Source organism: Bradyrhizobium sp. CCBAU 51765 (assembly GCF_015291725.1).
In the GTDB taxonomy this organism is placed as follows: Bacteria; Pseudomonadota; Alphaproteobacteria; order Rhizobiales; family Xanthobacteraceae; genus Bradyrhizobium; species Bradyrhizobium liaoningense.
Window position 1 is genome coordinate 2849312 of the sequence record NZ_CP030038.1, and the last position, 13852, is coordinate 2863163.

Annotated in this window: 13 protein-coding genes; 7 read left to right on the forward strand and 6 right to left on the reverse strand. The window is 64.1% G+C overall.

Annotated features, from left to right (window positions below; translation table 11 throughout):
• The 3 genes from XH96_RS13550 to XH96_RS13560 all read right to left on the reverse strand — a co-directional run bounded on the left by XH96_RS13550 (window position 1) and on the right by XH96_RS13560 (window position 3864).
• Window positions 1-894 (reverse strand): branched-chain amino acid ABC transporter permease, encoded by an 894-nt coding sequence (locus XH96_RS13550; RefSeq protein WP_028181436.1) that lies wholly within the window; start codon window positions 892-894, stop codon window positions 1-3.
• 220 nt (window positions 895-1114) lie between these two features.
• Window positions 1115-3046, reverse strand: coding sequence for a long-chain fatty acid--CoA ligase (locus tag XH96_RS13555; RefSeq protein WP_194392926.1), 1932 nt, complete (start codon window positions 3044-3046; stop codon window positions 1115-1117).
• A complete protein-coding gene (locus XH96_RS13560; protein ID WP_035674435.1) occupies window positions 3043-3864 on the reverse strand; it encodes an ABC transporter ATP-binding protein in 822 nt (273 codons plus the stop codon). The genes XH96_RS13555 and XH96_RS13560 overlap by 4 nt, the downstream gene beginning before the upstream one ends.
• A gap of 335 nt (window positions 3865-4199) precedes the next feature.
• Here XH96_RS13560 and XH96_RS13565 point away from each other — a divergent pair, with 335 nt between their 5' ends.
• Window positions 4200-4874 carry a Crp/Fnr family transcriptional regulator gene (locus XH96_RS13565; RefSeq protein ID WP_028181433.1) on the forward strand — a complete coding sequence of 225 codons (675 nt, stop codon included), beginning with the start codon at window positions 4200-4202 and terminating at the stop codon, window positions 4872-4874.
• Between the two features lie 12 nt (window positions 4875-4886).
• Here XH96_RS13565 and XH96_RS13570 read toward each other — a convergent pair whose 3' ends face one another.
• Together XH96_RS13570 and XH96_RS13575 are read right to left on the reverse strand one after the other, a co-directional pair.
• Window positions 4887-6149, reverse strand: a complete 1263-nt coding sequence (locus XH96_RS13570; protein WP_194392927.1) for an MFS transporter — start codon at window positions 6147-6149, stop codon at window positions 4887-4889.
• A 124-nt stretch (window positions 6150-6273) separates the two neighbouring features.
• Complete coding sequence (locus tag XH96_RS13575; RefSeq protein WP_194392928.1) at window positions 6274-7116, reverse strand: uroporphyrinogen-III synthase; 843 nt, start codon at window positions 7114-7116, stop codon at window positions 6274-6276.
• A 152-nt stretch (window positions 7117-7268) separates the two neighbouring features.
• Here XH96_RS13575 and purU point away from each other — a divergent pair, with 152 nt between their 5' ends.
• The gene (gene purU / locus XH96_RS13580; protein ID WP_194392929.1) at window positions 7269-8132 is read left to right on the forward strand and encodes a formyltetrahydrofolate deformylase; all 864 of its coding nucleotides are present in this window, start codon (window positions 7269-7271) and stop codon (window positions 8130-8132) included.
• Between the two features lie 113 nt (window positions 8133-8245).
• Here purU and XH96_RS13585 read toward each other — a convergent pair whose 3' ends face one another.
• On the reverse strand, window positions 8246-8530 hold the full coding sequence (locus tag XH96_RS13585; RefSeq protein ID WP_194392930.1) for a hypothetical protein: 285 nt from the start codon (window positions 8528-8530) through the stop codon (window positions 8246-8248).
• A 513-nt stretch (window positions 8531-9043) separates the two neighbouring features.
• Between XH96_RS13585 and XH96_RS13590 the strand changes: the two genes are divergently transcribed.
• The 5 genes from XH96_RS13590 (at window position 9044) to XH96_RS13610 (ending at window position 13814) form a co-directional block, all read left to right on the forward strand.
• The gene (locus XH96_RS13590; RefSeq protein ID WP_194392931.1) at window positions 9044-10234 is read left to right on the forward strand and encodes an ABC transporter substrate-binding protein; all 1191 of its coding nucleotides are present in this window, start codon (window positions 9044-9046) and stop codon (window positions 10232-10234) included.
• Window positions 10235-10446: 212 nt separating this feature from the next.
• Window positions 10447-11316 carry a branched-chain amino acid ABC transporter permease gene (locus tag XH96_RS13595; RefSeq protein WP_194392932.1) on the forward strand — a complete coding sequence of 290 codons (870 nt, stop codon included), beginning with the start codon at window positions 10447-10449 and terminating at the stop codon, window positions 11314-11316.
• An 8-nt stretch (window positions 11317-11324) separates the two neighbouring features.
• Window positions 11325-12353: a branched-chain amino acid ABC transporter permease gene (locus XH96_RS13600; protein WP_194392933.1), complete on the forward strand. Its 1029-nt coding sequence runs from the start codon at window positions 11325-11327 to the stop codon at window positions 12351-12353.
• On the forward strand, window positions 12350-13105 hold the full coding sequence (locus XH96_RS13605) for an ABC transporter ATP-binding protein (RefSeq protein WP_194392934.1): 756 nt from the start codon (window positions 12350-12352) through the stop codon (window positions 13103-13105). Before XH96_RS13600 ends, XH96_RS13605 begins: the two co-directional genes overlap by 4 nt.
• Window positions 13098-13814 carry an ABC transporter ATP-binding protein gene (locus tag XH96_RS13610; RefSeq protein WP_035674426.1) on the forward strand — a complete coding sequence of 239 codons (717 nt, stop codon included), beginning with the start codon at window positions 13098-13100 and terminating at the stop codon, window positions 13812-13814. The genes XH96_RS13605 and XH96_RS13610 overlap by 8 nt, the downstream gene beginning before the upstream one ends.
• Window positions 13815-13852: the final 38 nt, after the last annotated feature.

A 13852-nucleotide genomic window follows, 5' to 3' on the forward strand; every position in this document is an offset into this window, starting at 1 on the left:
TCAGATCCGCTCGATGTCGTGGGTGCCGAACAGCCCGTAGGGCTTGATCATCAGCACGATGATGAGGACGTAGAACGGCGCGATCTCGTAGAGATTGCCCCAGTGCAGATACTCGCTGTCGACATATTGGGCGACGTTCTCGAGCAGTCCGATGATGATGCCGCCAAGCACGGCGCCGCCAACTGAATCCAGCCCGCCGAGGATCGCCGCCGGGAACACCTTGATGCCGTAGGCGGCAAGGCCCGAGGACACGCCGTTCACGACGGCGACGACGACGCCGGCAACCGCCGAGACCGTCGCCGAGATCGCCCAGGCCATCGCGAACACGCTCTTGACGGAGATGCCGAGCGACTGCGCGACCTGCTGGTTGAATGCGGTGGCGCGCATCGCCAGGCCGTATTTGGAGGCGCGGAAGAACCAGGCCATGCCGATCATCATCGCGACCGAGACGACGAGGCTCATGACATAGACGGTCTGGATCTGGAGCCCGAACAGGCTGACGGATTGACTCTCGAACACGCGCGGGAACGGCTGCGGGTTGACGCCGAACATCCACTTCAGCGTTGCCTGCAACACCGTCGACAGGCCGATCGTCACCATGATCACCGAGATGATGGGCTCGCCGATCATCGGACGCAGGATGAGCACCTGGATCGCGATGCCGAACACGAACATGAACACCAGCGTGATCGGCATGCCGATCCAGAAGGGCACCTGGTATTTCGCCAGCAGCGCCCAGCACACCCAGGCGCCGACCAGCAGCAATTCCCCTTGCGCGAAATTGACGACCTGTGTCGCCTTGTAGATCAGGACAAACGACATCGCGACTACGCCGTAGAGTGTGCCGACGACGAGGCCGTTGACCAGGAGCTGGATGAGGAAGGCGGTGTTCATGCAGTGGTGCTCGCTGACAAATCCGGCGCGCGCTCACCCTCTCCCCTTGTGGGAGAGGGTGGCTTCGCGAAGCGAAGCCGGGTGAGGGGTTGTCTCGGCAGTGGCGGTGTGGAGAGAGAACCCCTCACCCCAGTGAGGGTGTGGTTGATAGCGGCGATGCCCTCTCCCACAAGGGGGGAGGGCACAGCAACGCGCGTCGCGCTCGTGGCGGACAGGACGCTCACTCCGCCGCCTCCGCCATGTGGCCGTGGCCGCCGAGATCCACCACACGCAACGTGGTGCGCACCCGCTGGGTGGTGCCGTCCTGGAAGCGGATCACGGTGTCGACGGGAATATCCGCGACGCCGTGGTAGATGGCGTCGATGATGCCTTCGTATTTCTCGTTGATGACGCTGCGGCGGACCTTTCTGGTCCTGGTAAGCTCGCCGTCGTCGGCATCGAGTTCCTTGTAGAGCAGCAGGAAGCGCGAGATGCGCTGGGCCGGCGGCAGCGTGGCGTTGACGGTCTCGACCTCCTTCTGCAGCAGCGCGTAAACCTCGGGCCGCGAGGCGAGGTCGCTGTAGGTCGTGAACGAGAGCCGGTTCTTCTCCGCCCATTTCGAGATGATGGAGTAGCGGATGCAGATCATCGCCGCGAGCGCGTCGCGGCCGGCGCCAAGCACCACGGCTTCCGCGATATAGGGCGAGAACTTCAGCTTGTTCTCGATGAATTGCGGCGAGAAGCGCTCGCCGCGCGAGGTCTCCGCGAGATCCTTGATGCGGTCGATGACGACGAGCTGCCGGTCGGCATTGAAATAGCCGGCATCGCCGGAGCACATCCAGCCGTCCTTGATGTCGGCGACGCTCGCCTCGGGATTCTTGTAGTAGCCGAGGAACATGTTGGGATGCCGCACCACGATCTCGCCGACGCCGTGGACGTCGGCATTGTCGATGCGGATCTCGATGCTGTCGGCCATCGGCACGCCGGTCGTATCAGGGTCGACCTTGCCCTCGGGATGCAGCGTATAGGCCCCCAGCAGCTCGGTCTGGCCGTACAGCGTGCGCAGCGGCACGCCCATGGCCTGGAAGAATTTGAAGGTTTCCGGGCCGAGCGCTGCGCCGCCGGTGGCGGCCGACCGCAGGCGGGTGAAGCCGAGGCGGTCGCGCAGCGCGCGGAACAGGATCGCGTCGGCAAAGCCGGAACGCTTGCCCTGTTCGAGTGCGGCGAGGCCGCTCTTCATGCCGATGTCGAACAGGCGCTGCTTGAAAGGCGTCGCATCCATCACCTTGGCGCGAACGTCGGCCGCGATCGATTCCCAGACTCGTGGAGCAAAAAGCACGAAGGTCGGCGCGATCTCGCGCAGATCGTTCATCATGGTGTCGGGCTCTTCGACGAAGTTGATCTTCATCCGGCACAAGAGGCCTTTGCCGAGCACGTAGACCTGCTCCATGATCCAGGGCAGCGGCAGCACCGAGACGTATTCGTCATCGGGTCCCTTCGGATCGAAGGCGAGATAGGTCGCGCAATGCCCGAGCACGCGGCCGGCCGCGAGCATCGCGAGCTTCGGATGCGAGGTCGTGCCTGACGTCGTGCAGAGGATCGCGACGTCCTCGCCCTTGGTGGCATCGACCAGCCTGTCGTAGAGCTCCGGCTCCCGCGCAGCACGCGCCCGGCCGAGCTCGGCAAACTTCTCCGCCGACATCAGCCGGGGGTCGTCATATTTCCGCATCCCGCGCGGATCGGAATAGATGATGTGCTTCAGCTTGGGCGCGCGCTCGGCAAGGGTGAGCAGCTTGTCGACCTGCTCCTCGTCCTCGGCGAAGACGAGCTGCGCCTCGCCATAGTTGAGGAGATAGGAGGCCTCCTCGTCCAGCACGTCGCGATAGAGTCCGAGGCTCAGTCCACCGATCGCGTGGGTCGCGACTTCCGCAGCGACCCAGTCCGGCCGATTGTCGCCGATGATGCCGATGACATCACCGCGAGCGAGACCGAGCTCGACCAGGCCAAGCGCGAAATCGCGCACCCTTGTCTGGTAGTCGTTCCAGGTGAAAATGCGCCAGAGCCCGAGATCCTTCTCGCGCAAAGCGATCTCGTTGCCGTGCTCCCTGGCGTTGAGCCGGAGCATCTTCGGATAGGTGTCGGCTTGCGCGACGCGGCCTGCATAATCCATCATGCCGCGCTCTCCTGCGCCGGCGGCGCGTCGTCGGGATCGACCAGCACCTCGTCCTCCTCGCCGAGATAGGCGCGTTTGACGTGGGGATCGGCGAGCACGGTGGCCGGATCGCCTTCTGCGATCTTCTTGCCGAAATCCAGCACCATAACGCGATGGGAAATGTCCATCACCACGCCCATGTCGTGCTCGATCATCACCACCGTCATCCCGAACTCCTCGTTGAGATCGACGATGTAGCGGGCCATGTCCTCCTTCTCCTCGAAGTTCATGCCGGCCATGGGTTCGTCGAGGAGAATGAGACGCGGCTCCAGCGCCATGGCGCGCGCGAGCTCGACACGCTTGCGCAGGCCGTAGGAGAGCGTGCCTGCGGTCGCCTTGCGCACCGACTGCAGGTCGAGGAAGTCGATGATCTCCTCGACCTTGCGGCGGTGCTCGAGCTCTTCCTTGCGCGCGCCGGTGAGCCAGTACAGCGAGCCCGTGAGGAAGTTGTTCTTCAGCAGGTGATGGCGGCCGACCATGATGTTGTCGAGCACGCTCATATGGTGGAACAGCGCCAGGTTCTGGAAGGTGCGGCCGATGCCGAGCGAGGCGCGGGCATTCGGCGTCAGACCGGTGATGTCGCGGCCTTGGTAGAAGAGCTGGCCTTCGGTCGGCTTGTAGCGGCCGGAAATACAGTTCACGATCGAGGTCTTGCCGGCGCCGTTGGGGCCGATGATCGAGAACAGCTCGCCCTCCCTAATGGCGAAGCCGACGTCGGTCAGCGCTCGAACACCGCCGAATCGCAAGGACACGCCGCGCACTTCAAGACTGGTAGCCACCAAACGAATCCCTCCCGGTCATGGCGCATTTCAGCGGCGCTCTTCGTCCGTTCTGTCGAGCGATCCTAGTACGGCGGTGACGGTGAGGCCATGCAGCAGATGGTCTCGACCGGAGCCGCTCACTCTCGTTCCCGTTTGGGATCGAAAGCCGTATCGCCCGAGGTGGTCCTCAATAGGGGAAAGCGCTATTTTGAAATGTCTCCCGGCTGACAATTCTGCGACAAAGTTTGCGGGCCGGCAGCGGCGTTCATCTTTGGTCGAATGGCGGTCGATACCATCATGTTGCAATGCAACAGAAAACGGAGTGACGAAGTCGTGCGGCCGGCCGCCAGATCATGATTTCAGAAGATCATCTGAAGCGCGTCGCCGCCTGGTCGCGCGAGCTCACGCAAGCGGAGATCGAGGTCGCGCGTGCCGGCATCACGGAGCGGTCCTACGGCACCGGCGAGACCGTGTTCATGCGCGGTGACATTTTTGCCTATTGGGCCGGCATGGTGAGCGGCCTGGCCCGCATGGGCGGGGTCTCGCGCGACGGCAAGGAGACCAGCCTTGCCGGTCTGACGGCAGGGGCCTGGTTCGGCGAGGGCAGCGTGCTCAAGAACGAGCCGCGCCGCTATGACGTGGTCGCGCTGCGCGACAGCCGCGTCGCACTGATGGAGCGCAGTGCATTCATGTGGCTGTTCGAGAACAGCGTCGGCTTCAACCGCTTTCTGGTGCGCCAGCTCAACGAGCGGCTCGGCCAGTTTATCGGCATGCTCGAGGTCAACCGCACCCTGGATGCCACCGCGCGCCTCGCTCGCAGCATTGCTTCGCTGTTCAACCCGATCCTCTATCCCGAATCGACCACGCATCTGGAGATCACGCAGGAGGAGATCGGGGCGCTTTCCGGCATGTCCCGCCAGAACGCCAACCGCGCGTTGAACCGGCTGGAGAAAGAGGGGCTGCTGCGGCTGGAATATGGCGGCGTCACCATCCTCGATATCGAGCGGCTGCGCGGGTACGGGGATTAGGGCGGATATTCGTCACCGCGCGTTGGCGGGGGCGTGGACAGGCCAGAGGTCAGCGCGCCAACGCGCTGCGATCGCCAGCATCGCGAAGAAGCCCGCGGCGGCATAGAGCGAGCCCGTCGCGGAATAGCCGATGACGTCGATCAGGCTGCCGGCCGCGAGCAGTCCGATCGGCAGGCCATAGATCACCATCATGCGCACGCCCATGACGCGGCCTCGCAGATGTGCGCTCGCGGTGCGCATCAGGATCACCGCTGCCGAGATCATCGACATGCTCTGGGCGATGCCGGCGAGAACGAGGCAGGCCATCGCCACCGGCATGGTCCTGACCTCGACGAATACCAGCAGCATGGCGTACCAGGCCAGCGTCGCGCCGATCAGAAGCCGGGCAATGCGCACGCCACTGACCAGGCTGAGCGTGATGGAGCCGATCAGCGAGCCGACGGCGAAGCTCGCCGAGAGATAACCGAGGCCGGTCTGGTCGGTGTGAAAGATCTCGCGCGCGATGTAGGGCAACAATCCGCCCGTGAAGGGAAATGCGGTGAGATTGGCCAGGAAGGCGACGCACAGCGCCGCGCGCATTCCCGGGCCGTTCCAGGCATAGACGATGCCTTCCTTGAGCTCGCCAAACAAACGGGAAATGGCGCCGCTATTCGCGGGAAGATCGCTCATCGTGACGGTCCTTTTCGGCCGGCTCAGACATAGCATGAGGAGTGCGGCCATCAGGTAGAGGCAGGTGATCGCCACATAGACAAGACCAATGCCGAGGACGGCGAACAGCCCCGCGCCTGTCAACGCTCCGGCGATGCGTGCGCTGTCTTGCGTCGTGCGAGCGACGCTGATGGCCCCTACCAATTGCCCGGGCGGCATGATCTCGGCCAGCAGTGCGCCGCGGACGCCGAGATCAGAAGGGCGGATCAGGCCCATGATCGCGACGATGATCATGACGTTCAGCGGCGACATGTGACCGGTCAGCGCCAGGACCATGATGGTCGACGAGAGCGCCGTATAGGCAAGACGCATTGCGATCAGGAGATCGCGATGGCCGATGCGGTCGCCGATCATGCCGAACACGGGCGCGACCAGTGTTCCGACGAACTGGAGTGAAGCAAGCACGGTGAGCAGCAGCACCGAGCCGGTTTCGACAATGATGTACCAGCCGAGCACCAGCGTCTCGACCTCGAAGGCCCAGGAGGTGAGCAGGTCGGACGGCCACTGGAAACGATAATTGCGGATGCGGAATGGCGCGAGCGCCGAAGGTCGTGCGGTGGCGTTCACGACGCGATGACGCGTATCACGGCGATTCCCTTGCCCTTGTTGTTTCTTCTTGCGGTCGCGCAAGCTAGCGCTGGCGATGCTTGTGTCAATCGCAGCCGCCGCAGGCCGCCCCCGCGTTCGGCTCTTAGCTCGCCGCGGCTCTCGGCTTCCGCTCCGCCAGCGCCGCGGCCATCGCCGAGATCAGCGGGCGCATGAAATAGGCTTCATCCGCCGGCGAGACGTCCGTGCGCAGACCGTGCGCGGCGAGTTCACCGGAGACCGCCGGCCCCACAGAGGCGATCAACGTCCGTTCGAGGCCTGTACGCAGTTTTGCTTCGGCGCCATGCGCTTTCGCGGCCTCGATCAGGCGGCGGACCTGGCCGAGATTGGTCAGCGCGATGGAATCGATCCGCCCGGTGGCCATGTCGTCGATGGCGGCGACGATGTTCGAATCCGCTGCCTTGGAATCGTAGACATAGGGCAGCACGGTATCGACGGCGGCGCCTTGCGCGGCCAGCGCGCCGGTCAGCGCGCCGTGGTCCTTGTCCGGATAGAGCTGGAGACCGAGGCGTCGTCCTTTCAGGTCGAGCCTGGCCAGCATCTCGATCACGCCCTCGGTGGTCGGCTTCTCCGTGGTCTGCTGTGCCTCGAGACCGATCTCGCGCAGCGCCTTGCCGGGCTTCGGACCCCGGGTGAATTTTCGCGCTTTGGCGAGTGCCGCGACAAGGGCCGTGTCGAGCTCGCGGGCGCGGGCGAGCTTCATGATCCGACGCAGGCCTTCGCCCGTCATCAGCACGAGATCGTCGAAGGGCTTGTCGATGGCACGCCGGATCCAGGCCTCCACCGGAGCCGGGTCCGGCGCATCATGGATGGTGAACATCGGGCATTGCACGACCTCGGCGCCTTGCTCGGCCAGAAGCTTCGAAAACTGCGCCTCCTCCCGCGTTTCCAGAATTAAGATGCGGTAGCCGTTCAAACGGTCGGCCATGGGTATGCTCCGATCATGGATTGCAATCGTCCGTTCATCCTGACTCTGCGCCCGGGATTGGCGCAAGGGCGAGGTCGGTGCTAGAGCAGGGCGCAAATCGCGGATAGTTCCGCTGCACAAACCTTCATCAAGAGCCAAGCCCGTTCATCAACATGCCCGACCATCAATATGTCCTGACCCTGTCCTGTCCGGATCGCCCCGGCATCGTCTCGGCCGTGTCGACGTTCCTTGCCCACAACGGACAGAACATCCTCGACGCCCAGCAGTTCGATGACGTCGAGACCGAGAAGTTCTTCATGCGGGTGGTGTTCACAGCGGCCGATCTTGCCGTGGAACTGTCGGCGCTGCAGACCGGCTTTGCGGCGATCGCCGAGCGTTTCGGCATGGAGTGGCAGATGCGAGACCGCGCTGCGCATCGCAAGGTGATGCTGCTGGTGTCCAAGTCCGACCACTGCCTGGTCGACATCCTCTATCGCTGGCGCACCGGCGAATTGCCGATGATTCCGACCGCGATCGTCTCCAACCATCCGCGCGAAGTCTATTCCGGGCTCGATTTCGGCGGCATCCCGTTCCACCATCTGCCTGTCACCAAGGAGACCAAGCGCGAGCAGGAAGCGCAAATCATGGACCTCGTCGGCAAGACGAAGACCGATCTGGTGGTGCTCGCCCGCTACATGCAGATTCTGTCGGACGATCTGTCGGCAAAGCTGTCGGGGCGCTGCATCAACATCCACCACTCGTTCCTGCCGGGCTTCAAGGGCGCCAAGCCCTATCACCAGGCCCATGAGCGCGGCGTCAAGCTGATCGGCGCCACCGCGCATTACGTCACGCGCGACCTCGACGAGGGCCCGATCATCGATCAGGACGTCGAGCGCATCAGCCATCGCGACACGCCGGAAGATCTGGTCCGGAAGGGCCGGGACATCGAGCGCCGCGTGCTGGCACGGGCCATCCGCTACCATCTCGACGATCGCGTCATCCTCAACGGCCGCAAGACGGTGGTGTTCGTGGATTGATCGTGGGAGTCATTCCGGGGCGATGCGCCAGCATCGAACCCGGAATCTCGAGATTCTCAGGTGCGCAATTGCGCACCATAGTTCGCCTCTTCGAGGCGCCCCGGAATGACGATTCAACGCCCCGCGCCAGCCGATGCCGTCCCCGTTGTACCCTTCTGGGCCTGCTCTTCCTTCTCGCGATCCGCGGCCGGCAGCAGGCGCTTGCGTTCGCGTTCCTTCATGTAGGCGTCGTATTGCGGCGTGCCCGGTCGCGGCGGAGCATCGGCGGGCAGGCCGCCGGCCCATTGCGGGACGTAGTCGCCCATGCCGGCGGAGAGTTTTTCGTTAACCGTCCCGCAGCCGGCCAGCCCCGCGGCGAGCGCAACGAGGACGAGGGCGGAACGAAGAGTCTTGGGCATGGTGTACGCGTTCGGTGATTGGACGCCAGTTCGGCAGGAAGAAGCGTAGCCTTCAACAAGGTAAAATAGACTTATTCGAGGTAGGTAATTTATTACCGAGTTGCGCCCGAGCGAGGCGCGTGGATGTACAGATTCTGCAAAAGAAAGGCGAAATCCTCCATGCACGCGATCCCTCGCATTTCTGGACTTGGTGCGAGGCTCGCGACAACATGGCTTGGTCCGTGGGCAGGGGTTTTCGTTGACAAGTCCATTTTGTTTGTACATTCGTACAAATGAAGGCCGTCACGAGCGGGTTGCTCGAACTGCTCCGACGCAATCGCAGTACCGCGTCCGGTCGACCGGTCTTCGGAACGCTCCGGTTGCGCCGAAGGGCCGCCGAACGTCCGATTGACAAGCAGGGCGCGAAAGACGCCCATGTGGCGCCCGAGAGCGCTCGCGCGGTCTAAGATCAAGGCAAGGGCCGGGCACTCGGTCCAGGGCACAAGAGTCAGGAATGAAGGGGAGGGACATCTGATGTTCGAACGCAAACAACTGTCGCACAAGGCGACTTGGGCCGCTGCCGTTGCGGCCATTGCAGGCCTTGCCGGCTTCGCGCCCGCGAAGGCCCAGGACAGCGTCAAGATCGGTCTGATCCTGCCAATGACCGGCGGCCAGGCTTCGACCGGCAAGCAGATCGAGAACGCGATCAAGCTCTACATGCAGCAGAAGGGCGATACCGTCGCCGGCAAGAAGATCGAAGTCATCGTCAAGGACGATGCTGCGATCCCGGACAAGACCAAGACCGCCGCGCAGGAGCTGATCGTCAACGACAAGGTCAACTTCATCGCCGGCTTCGGCGTGACGCCGGCCGCGCTCGCCGCTGCGCCGCTCGCCACGCAGGCCAAGATTCCGGAGGTCGTGATGGCGGCCGGCACTTCCATCATCACCGAGCGCTCGCCGTATATCGTGCGCACCAGCTTCACGCTGGCGCAGTCATCGACCATCATCGGCGACTGGGCGGTGAAGAACGGCATCAAGAAGGTCGCGACCCTGACTTCGGACTATGCGCCGGGCAATGACGCGCTCAACTTCTTCAAGCAGCATTTCACGGCCGGCGGCGGCGAGGTGGTCGAAGAGGTCAAGGTGCCCCTGCAAAATCCTGACTTCGCGCCGTTCCTCCAGCGCATGAAGGACGCCAAGCCCGATGCGATCTTCGTGTTCGTGCCGGCGGGGCAGGGCGGCAACTTCATGAAACAGTATGCCGAGCGCGGCCTCGACAAGGCCGGCATCAAGGTGATCGGGCCCGGCGACGTCACCGACGACGACCTTCTCAACAACATGGGCGATGCCGTGCTCGGCACCGTCACTGCGCACCTCTATTCTGCGGCGCATCCCTCGCAGATGAACAAGGATTTTGTCGCAGCCTACAAGAAGGCCTTCGGCAACCGCCCGGGCTTCATGGCCGTGGGCGGTTATGACGGCATCCATCTGATCTACGAGGCGCTGAAGAAGACCGGCGGCGACACGGACGGTACCAAGCTTGTCGAGGCCATGAAGGGGATGAAGTGGGAAAGCCCGCGCGGCCCGATCTCGATCGATCCCGAGACCCGTGACATCGTGCAGAACATCTACATCCGCAAGGTCGAGAAGGTCGACGGCGAGCTCTACAACGTCGAGTTCGCGACCTTCGAAGCCGTCAAGGACCTCGGCAAGACCAAGAAGTGACGCGCGAAAGCGCGTCATCCCCGGGGCTCTCTCGGCAAGCTCGCCTTACCTCTTCCGCTTGCGGGAGGGGTCGGCGCGAAGCACCGGGTGAGGGCTCTCTCCTCTGGGGGAGTCTTCGTTGTTGAAGCACCCTCTCCCCAACCCTCTCCCGCAAGCGGGAGAGGGAGTGCAGCACGGCCCTTGGCCACACTTGAGATGACCCTCGACTGCTGATGACCGCAATCCTCACCAACCTGTTCGACGGCGTTGCCTACGGCATGCTGCTGTTCGTGCTCGCCTGCGGGCTCGCGGTCACGCTCGGCCTGATGAACTTCGTCAATCTCGCCCATGGCGCCTTCGCCATGGCCGGCGGCTATGTCTGCATGGTGCTGGTCAACCGGATGGGCTGGCCGTTCTTCGCCGCCCTGCCGCTCGCTTTCGTTTCTTCGGCTGCAATCGGTATTGTGCTCGAACGCACGCTGTACCGCCACCTCTATGCGCGCAGCCATCTCGACCAGGTCCTGTTCACGATCGGCCTGACCTTCATGTCGGTGGCGGCCGTGGACTACGTCCAGGGCTCCTCGCGCGTCTTCATCAATTTGCCGGCCGCGCTCCAGGGCCAGTTCGACCTGTTCGGCGTCGGCATCGGACGCTACCGGCTGATGATCATCGTGATCTGCGGCCTGCTCACCATCGCGCTTCAGATGGTGCTGGCCAAGACGCGCTTCGGCAGCCGCCTGCGCGCCGCGGTCGACGATCCGCGCGCCGCCAGCGGCCTCGGCATCAACGTGCCGCAGGTGTTCGCCTTCACGTTCGCATTCGGATGCGGGCTCGCCGGCCTCGGCGGCGCGCTCAGCGCCGAGATCCTCGGCCTCGACCCGTATTTTCCGCTGAAATTCATGATCTACTTCCTGATCGTGGTCACCGTGGGCGGCTCCTCTTCGATCACCGGCCCGTTCCTGGCCTCGCTCCTGCTCGGCATCGGCGACGTCGCCGGCAAGTATTACGTGCCGAAGATGGGCCCCTTCGTGATCTACACCATGATGATCGTGATCCTGATCTGGCGCCCGAACGGTCTGTTCGGACGCACGGCCGCGCGTTGAGTTCGCCGATGAGCGCTTCGTCCGACGTCGGTTATCACGCCCAGCGCCACGCGCGGTGGCACTACGGTGAAGTCGTTTTCTGGCTGATCGTGCTGGCCTGCGGCTTCGCATTTCCCAATCGCTATTTGATCATGACCGACATCCTGCGGCTGGCGCTGTTCACGATGTCGCTCGATCTGATCCTCGGCTATGCCGGCATCGTCTCGCTCGGCCATGCCGCGTTCTTCGGCGTCGGCGCCTATGCCGCGGGGCTGCTTGCCTTGCACGGCATCGTCACCGAGCCCGTGCTGGCACTGGTCGTCGCCGGCCTTGCCGCGATGGTGCTCGGCTTTGCCACCAGCTTCTTGGTGATCCGCGGCGTCGACCTGACGCGCCTGATGGTCACGCTCGGAATCGCCCTGCTGCTGGAAGCGCTCGCCGAGCGCTTCTCCAACATCACCGGCGGCACCGACGGCCTGCAGGGCATCGAGATGCAGCCGATCTTCGGCGAGATCCCTTTCGACATGTTCGGCAAGACCGGCTTCTTCTATTCGCTGGCTGTCCTTTTCCTGCTGTTCCTGTTCGCCCGCCGAGTCGTGCACTCCCCGTTCGGCCTGTCGCTGCGGGCGATCAAGAACAATCCGCTCCGGGCGGCCGCCATCGGTATTCCGGTCAACCGCCGCCTGATCGCGATCTACACACTGGCCGCGTTCTATGCCGGCATCGCGGGCGCACTGTTCACCCAGACCACCGCGATCGCCTCGCTCGATGTGTTCGCCTTCGAGCGCTCGGCCGATCTGATGCTGGTGCTCGTTATCGGTGGCACCGGCTATCTCTATGGCGGGCTGATCGGCGCGGTGGTGTTCCGCATGCTCCAGGAATTGTTCTCCACCATCACGCCGCAATACTGGCAGTTCTGGATCGGCCTCGTGCTGGTCGTGATCGTGTTGGTCGGCCGCCAGCGGCTGCATCGCTGGGTCCTGTATGTGCCGAATCTGGTGATCAAGCAGATCGCCGGGCGCAAGGCCGTGGTCGCCGTGCCGGAGAGCGACGCATGACCATCGCGCTCGAAACGAAGAATCTCGAAAAGCAGTTCGGTGGCCTGCGCGTCACCCGCGATTTGTCCTTGAGGATCGAGCAGGGCGCCCGCCACGCGTTGATCGGCCCGAACGGCGCGGGCAAGACCACGGTCATCAACCAGCTCACCGGGGTGCTCAAGCCGAACTCGGGCCGCATCCTGCTCGAAGGCCAGGACATCACCGATCTTCCCGTGCACAGGCGCGTGCTGCGCGGCCTGTCGCGCACCTTCCAGATCAACCAGCTCTATCCCGACCTGACCCCTCTCGAGACCATCGGCCTTGCCGTTTCCGAGCGTCTCGGCCATGGCGGCGACTGGTGGCGACGGATGGGCACGCGCAATGACGTCAATGACGAGATTGCCGAGCTGCTGGCGCGCTTCCACCTGCTCGACGTCATGAACGAACAGACCGTGACGCTGCCCTACGGCAAGCAGCGCCTGCTCGAGATTGCGGTCGCCATTGCGGCCAAGCCGCGCGTTCTGCTGCTCGACGAGCCCGCCGCCGGTGTGCCCGAGAGCGAGCGCCACGACATTCTCGCCGTCGTCGGCGCGCTGCCGCGCGACGTCACCGTGCTTCTGATCGAGCACGACATGGATCTCGTATTCTCCTTCGCCGACCGCATCTCGGTGCTGGTCTCGGGCGCGCTGCTCACGGAGGGGGCACCCGAGCAGGTCGCGCGCGATCCGCAGGTGAAGGCTGTCTATCTCGGCGAGGAGGCGGTCAATGTCTGACCTGCTCGCGATCGATTCCCTGCGCGCCGGCTACGGTGAGGCCGTGGTCCTGCCCAACATGTCCCTGCGCCTCGCCGAAGGCCAGGTACTGGCGCTGCTCGGCCGCAACGGCACCGGCAAGACCACGCTGATCAACTCCATCGTCGGCGTCACCCGCCGCTTCTCCGGCTCGATCGCGCTCGCCGGCGCCGACGTCACGACGCTGCGTCCCGACCAGCGGGCCCGTGCCGGCATCGGCTGGGTGCCGCAGGAGCGCAACATCTTCCGCTCGCTGACGGTGGAAGAGAACATGACGGCGGTGGCGCAGCCCGGTCCCTGGACCGTCGAGAAGGTCTACGAGATGTTCCCGCGGCTGAAGGAGCGGCGAAGCAATTTCGGCAACCAGCTCTCCGGCGGCGAGCAGCAGATGCTGGCGATCGGCCGCGCGCTGACCCTCAATCCGAAGGTCCTGCTGCTGGACGAGCCGACCGAGGGCCTCGCCCCCATCATCGTCGAGGAGCTGCTCAAGGCGATCGGGACCATCACCCGGGCGGGCGGCATCTGCTCGATCATCGTCGAGCAGAATGCCCAAAAGATTCTGGGGCTGGCCGATCGCGTTGTGATATTGGAGCGCGGAACGATCGTCCACGACGCCCCGAGCGCCGCGCTGAAGGCCGACCCCTCGGTCCTGGAGCGCCACCTCGGCGTCGCAGGGGCAGCGGTCCACTGATTTCTTCGCTTCTCCCCGCTTGCGGGGAGAAGGAGTAC

What these genes read in the sequence shown, in the direction of transcription:
- XH96_RS13550 (WP_028181436.1), bottom strand. Translation starts at nt 894, where the DNA reads ATGAACACCGCCTTCCTCATCCAGCTCCTGGTCAACGGCCTCGTCGTC.
- XH96_RS13555 (WP_194392926.1), bottom strand. Translation starts at nt 3,046, where the DNA reads ATGATGGATTATGCAGGCCGCGTCGCGCAAGCCGACACCTATCCGAAG.
- XH96_RS13565 (WP_028181433.1), top strand. Translation starts at nt 4,200, where the DNA reads ATGATTTCAGAAGATCATCTGAAGCGCGTCGCCGCCTGGTCGCGCGAG.
- XH96_RS13575 (WP_194392928.1), bottom strand. Translation starts at nt 7,116, where the DNA reads ATGGCCGACCGTTTGAACGGCTACCGCATCTTAATTCTGGAAACGCGG.
- purU (WP_194392929.1), top strand. Translation starts at nt 7,269, where the DNA reads ATGCCCGACCATCAATATGTCCTGACCCTGTCCTGTCCGGATCGCCCC.
- XH96_RS13585 (WP_194392930.1), bottom strand. Translation starts at nt 8,530, where the DNA reads ATGCCCAAGACTCTTCGTTCCGCCCTCGTCCTCGTTGCGCTCGCCGCG.
- XH96_RS13590 (WP_194392931.1), top strand. Translation starts at nt 9,044, where the DNA reads ATGTTCGAACGCAAACAACTGTCGCACAAGGCGACTTGGGCCGCTGCC.
- XH96_RS13595 (WP_194392932.1), top strand. Translation starts at nt 10,447, where the DNA reads ATGACCGCAATCCTCACCAACCTGTTCGACGGCGTTGCCTACGGCATG.
- XH96_RS13600 (WP_194392933.1), top strand. Translation starts at nt 11,325, where the DNA reads ATGAGCGCTTCGTCCGACGTCGGTTATCACGCCCAGCGCCACGCGCGG.
- XH96_RS13605 (WP_194392934.1), top strand. Translation starts at nt 12,350, where the DNA reads ATGACCATCGCGCTCGAAACGAAGAATCTCGAAAAGCAGTTCGGTGGC.
- XH96_RS13610 (WP_035674426.1), top strand. Translation starts at nt 13,098, where the DNA reads ATGTCTGACCTGCTCGCGATCGATTCCCTGCGCGCCGGCTACGGTGAG.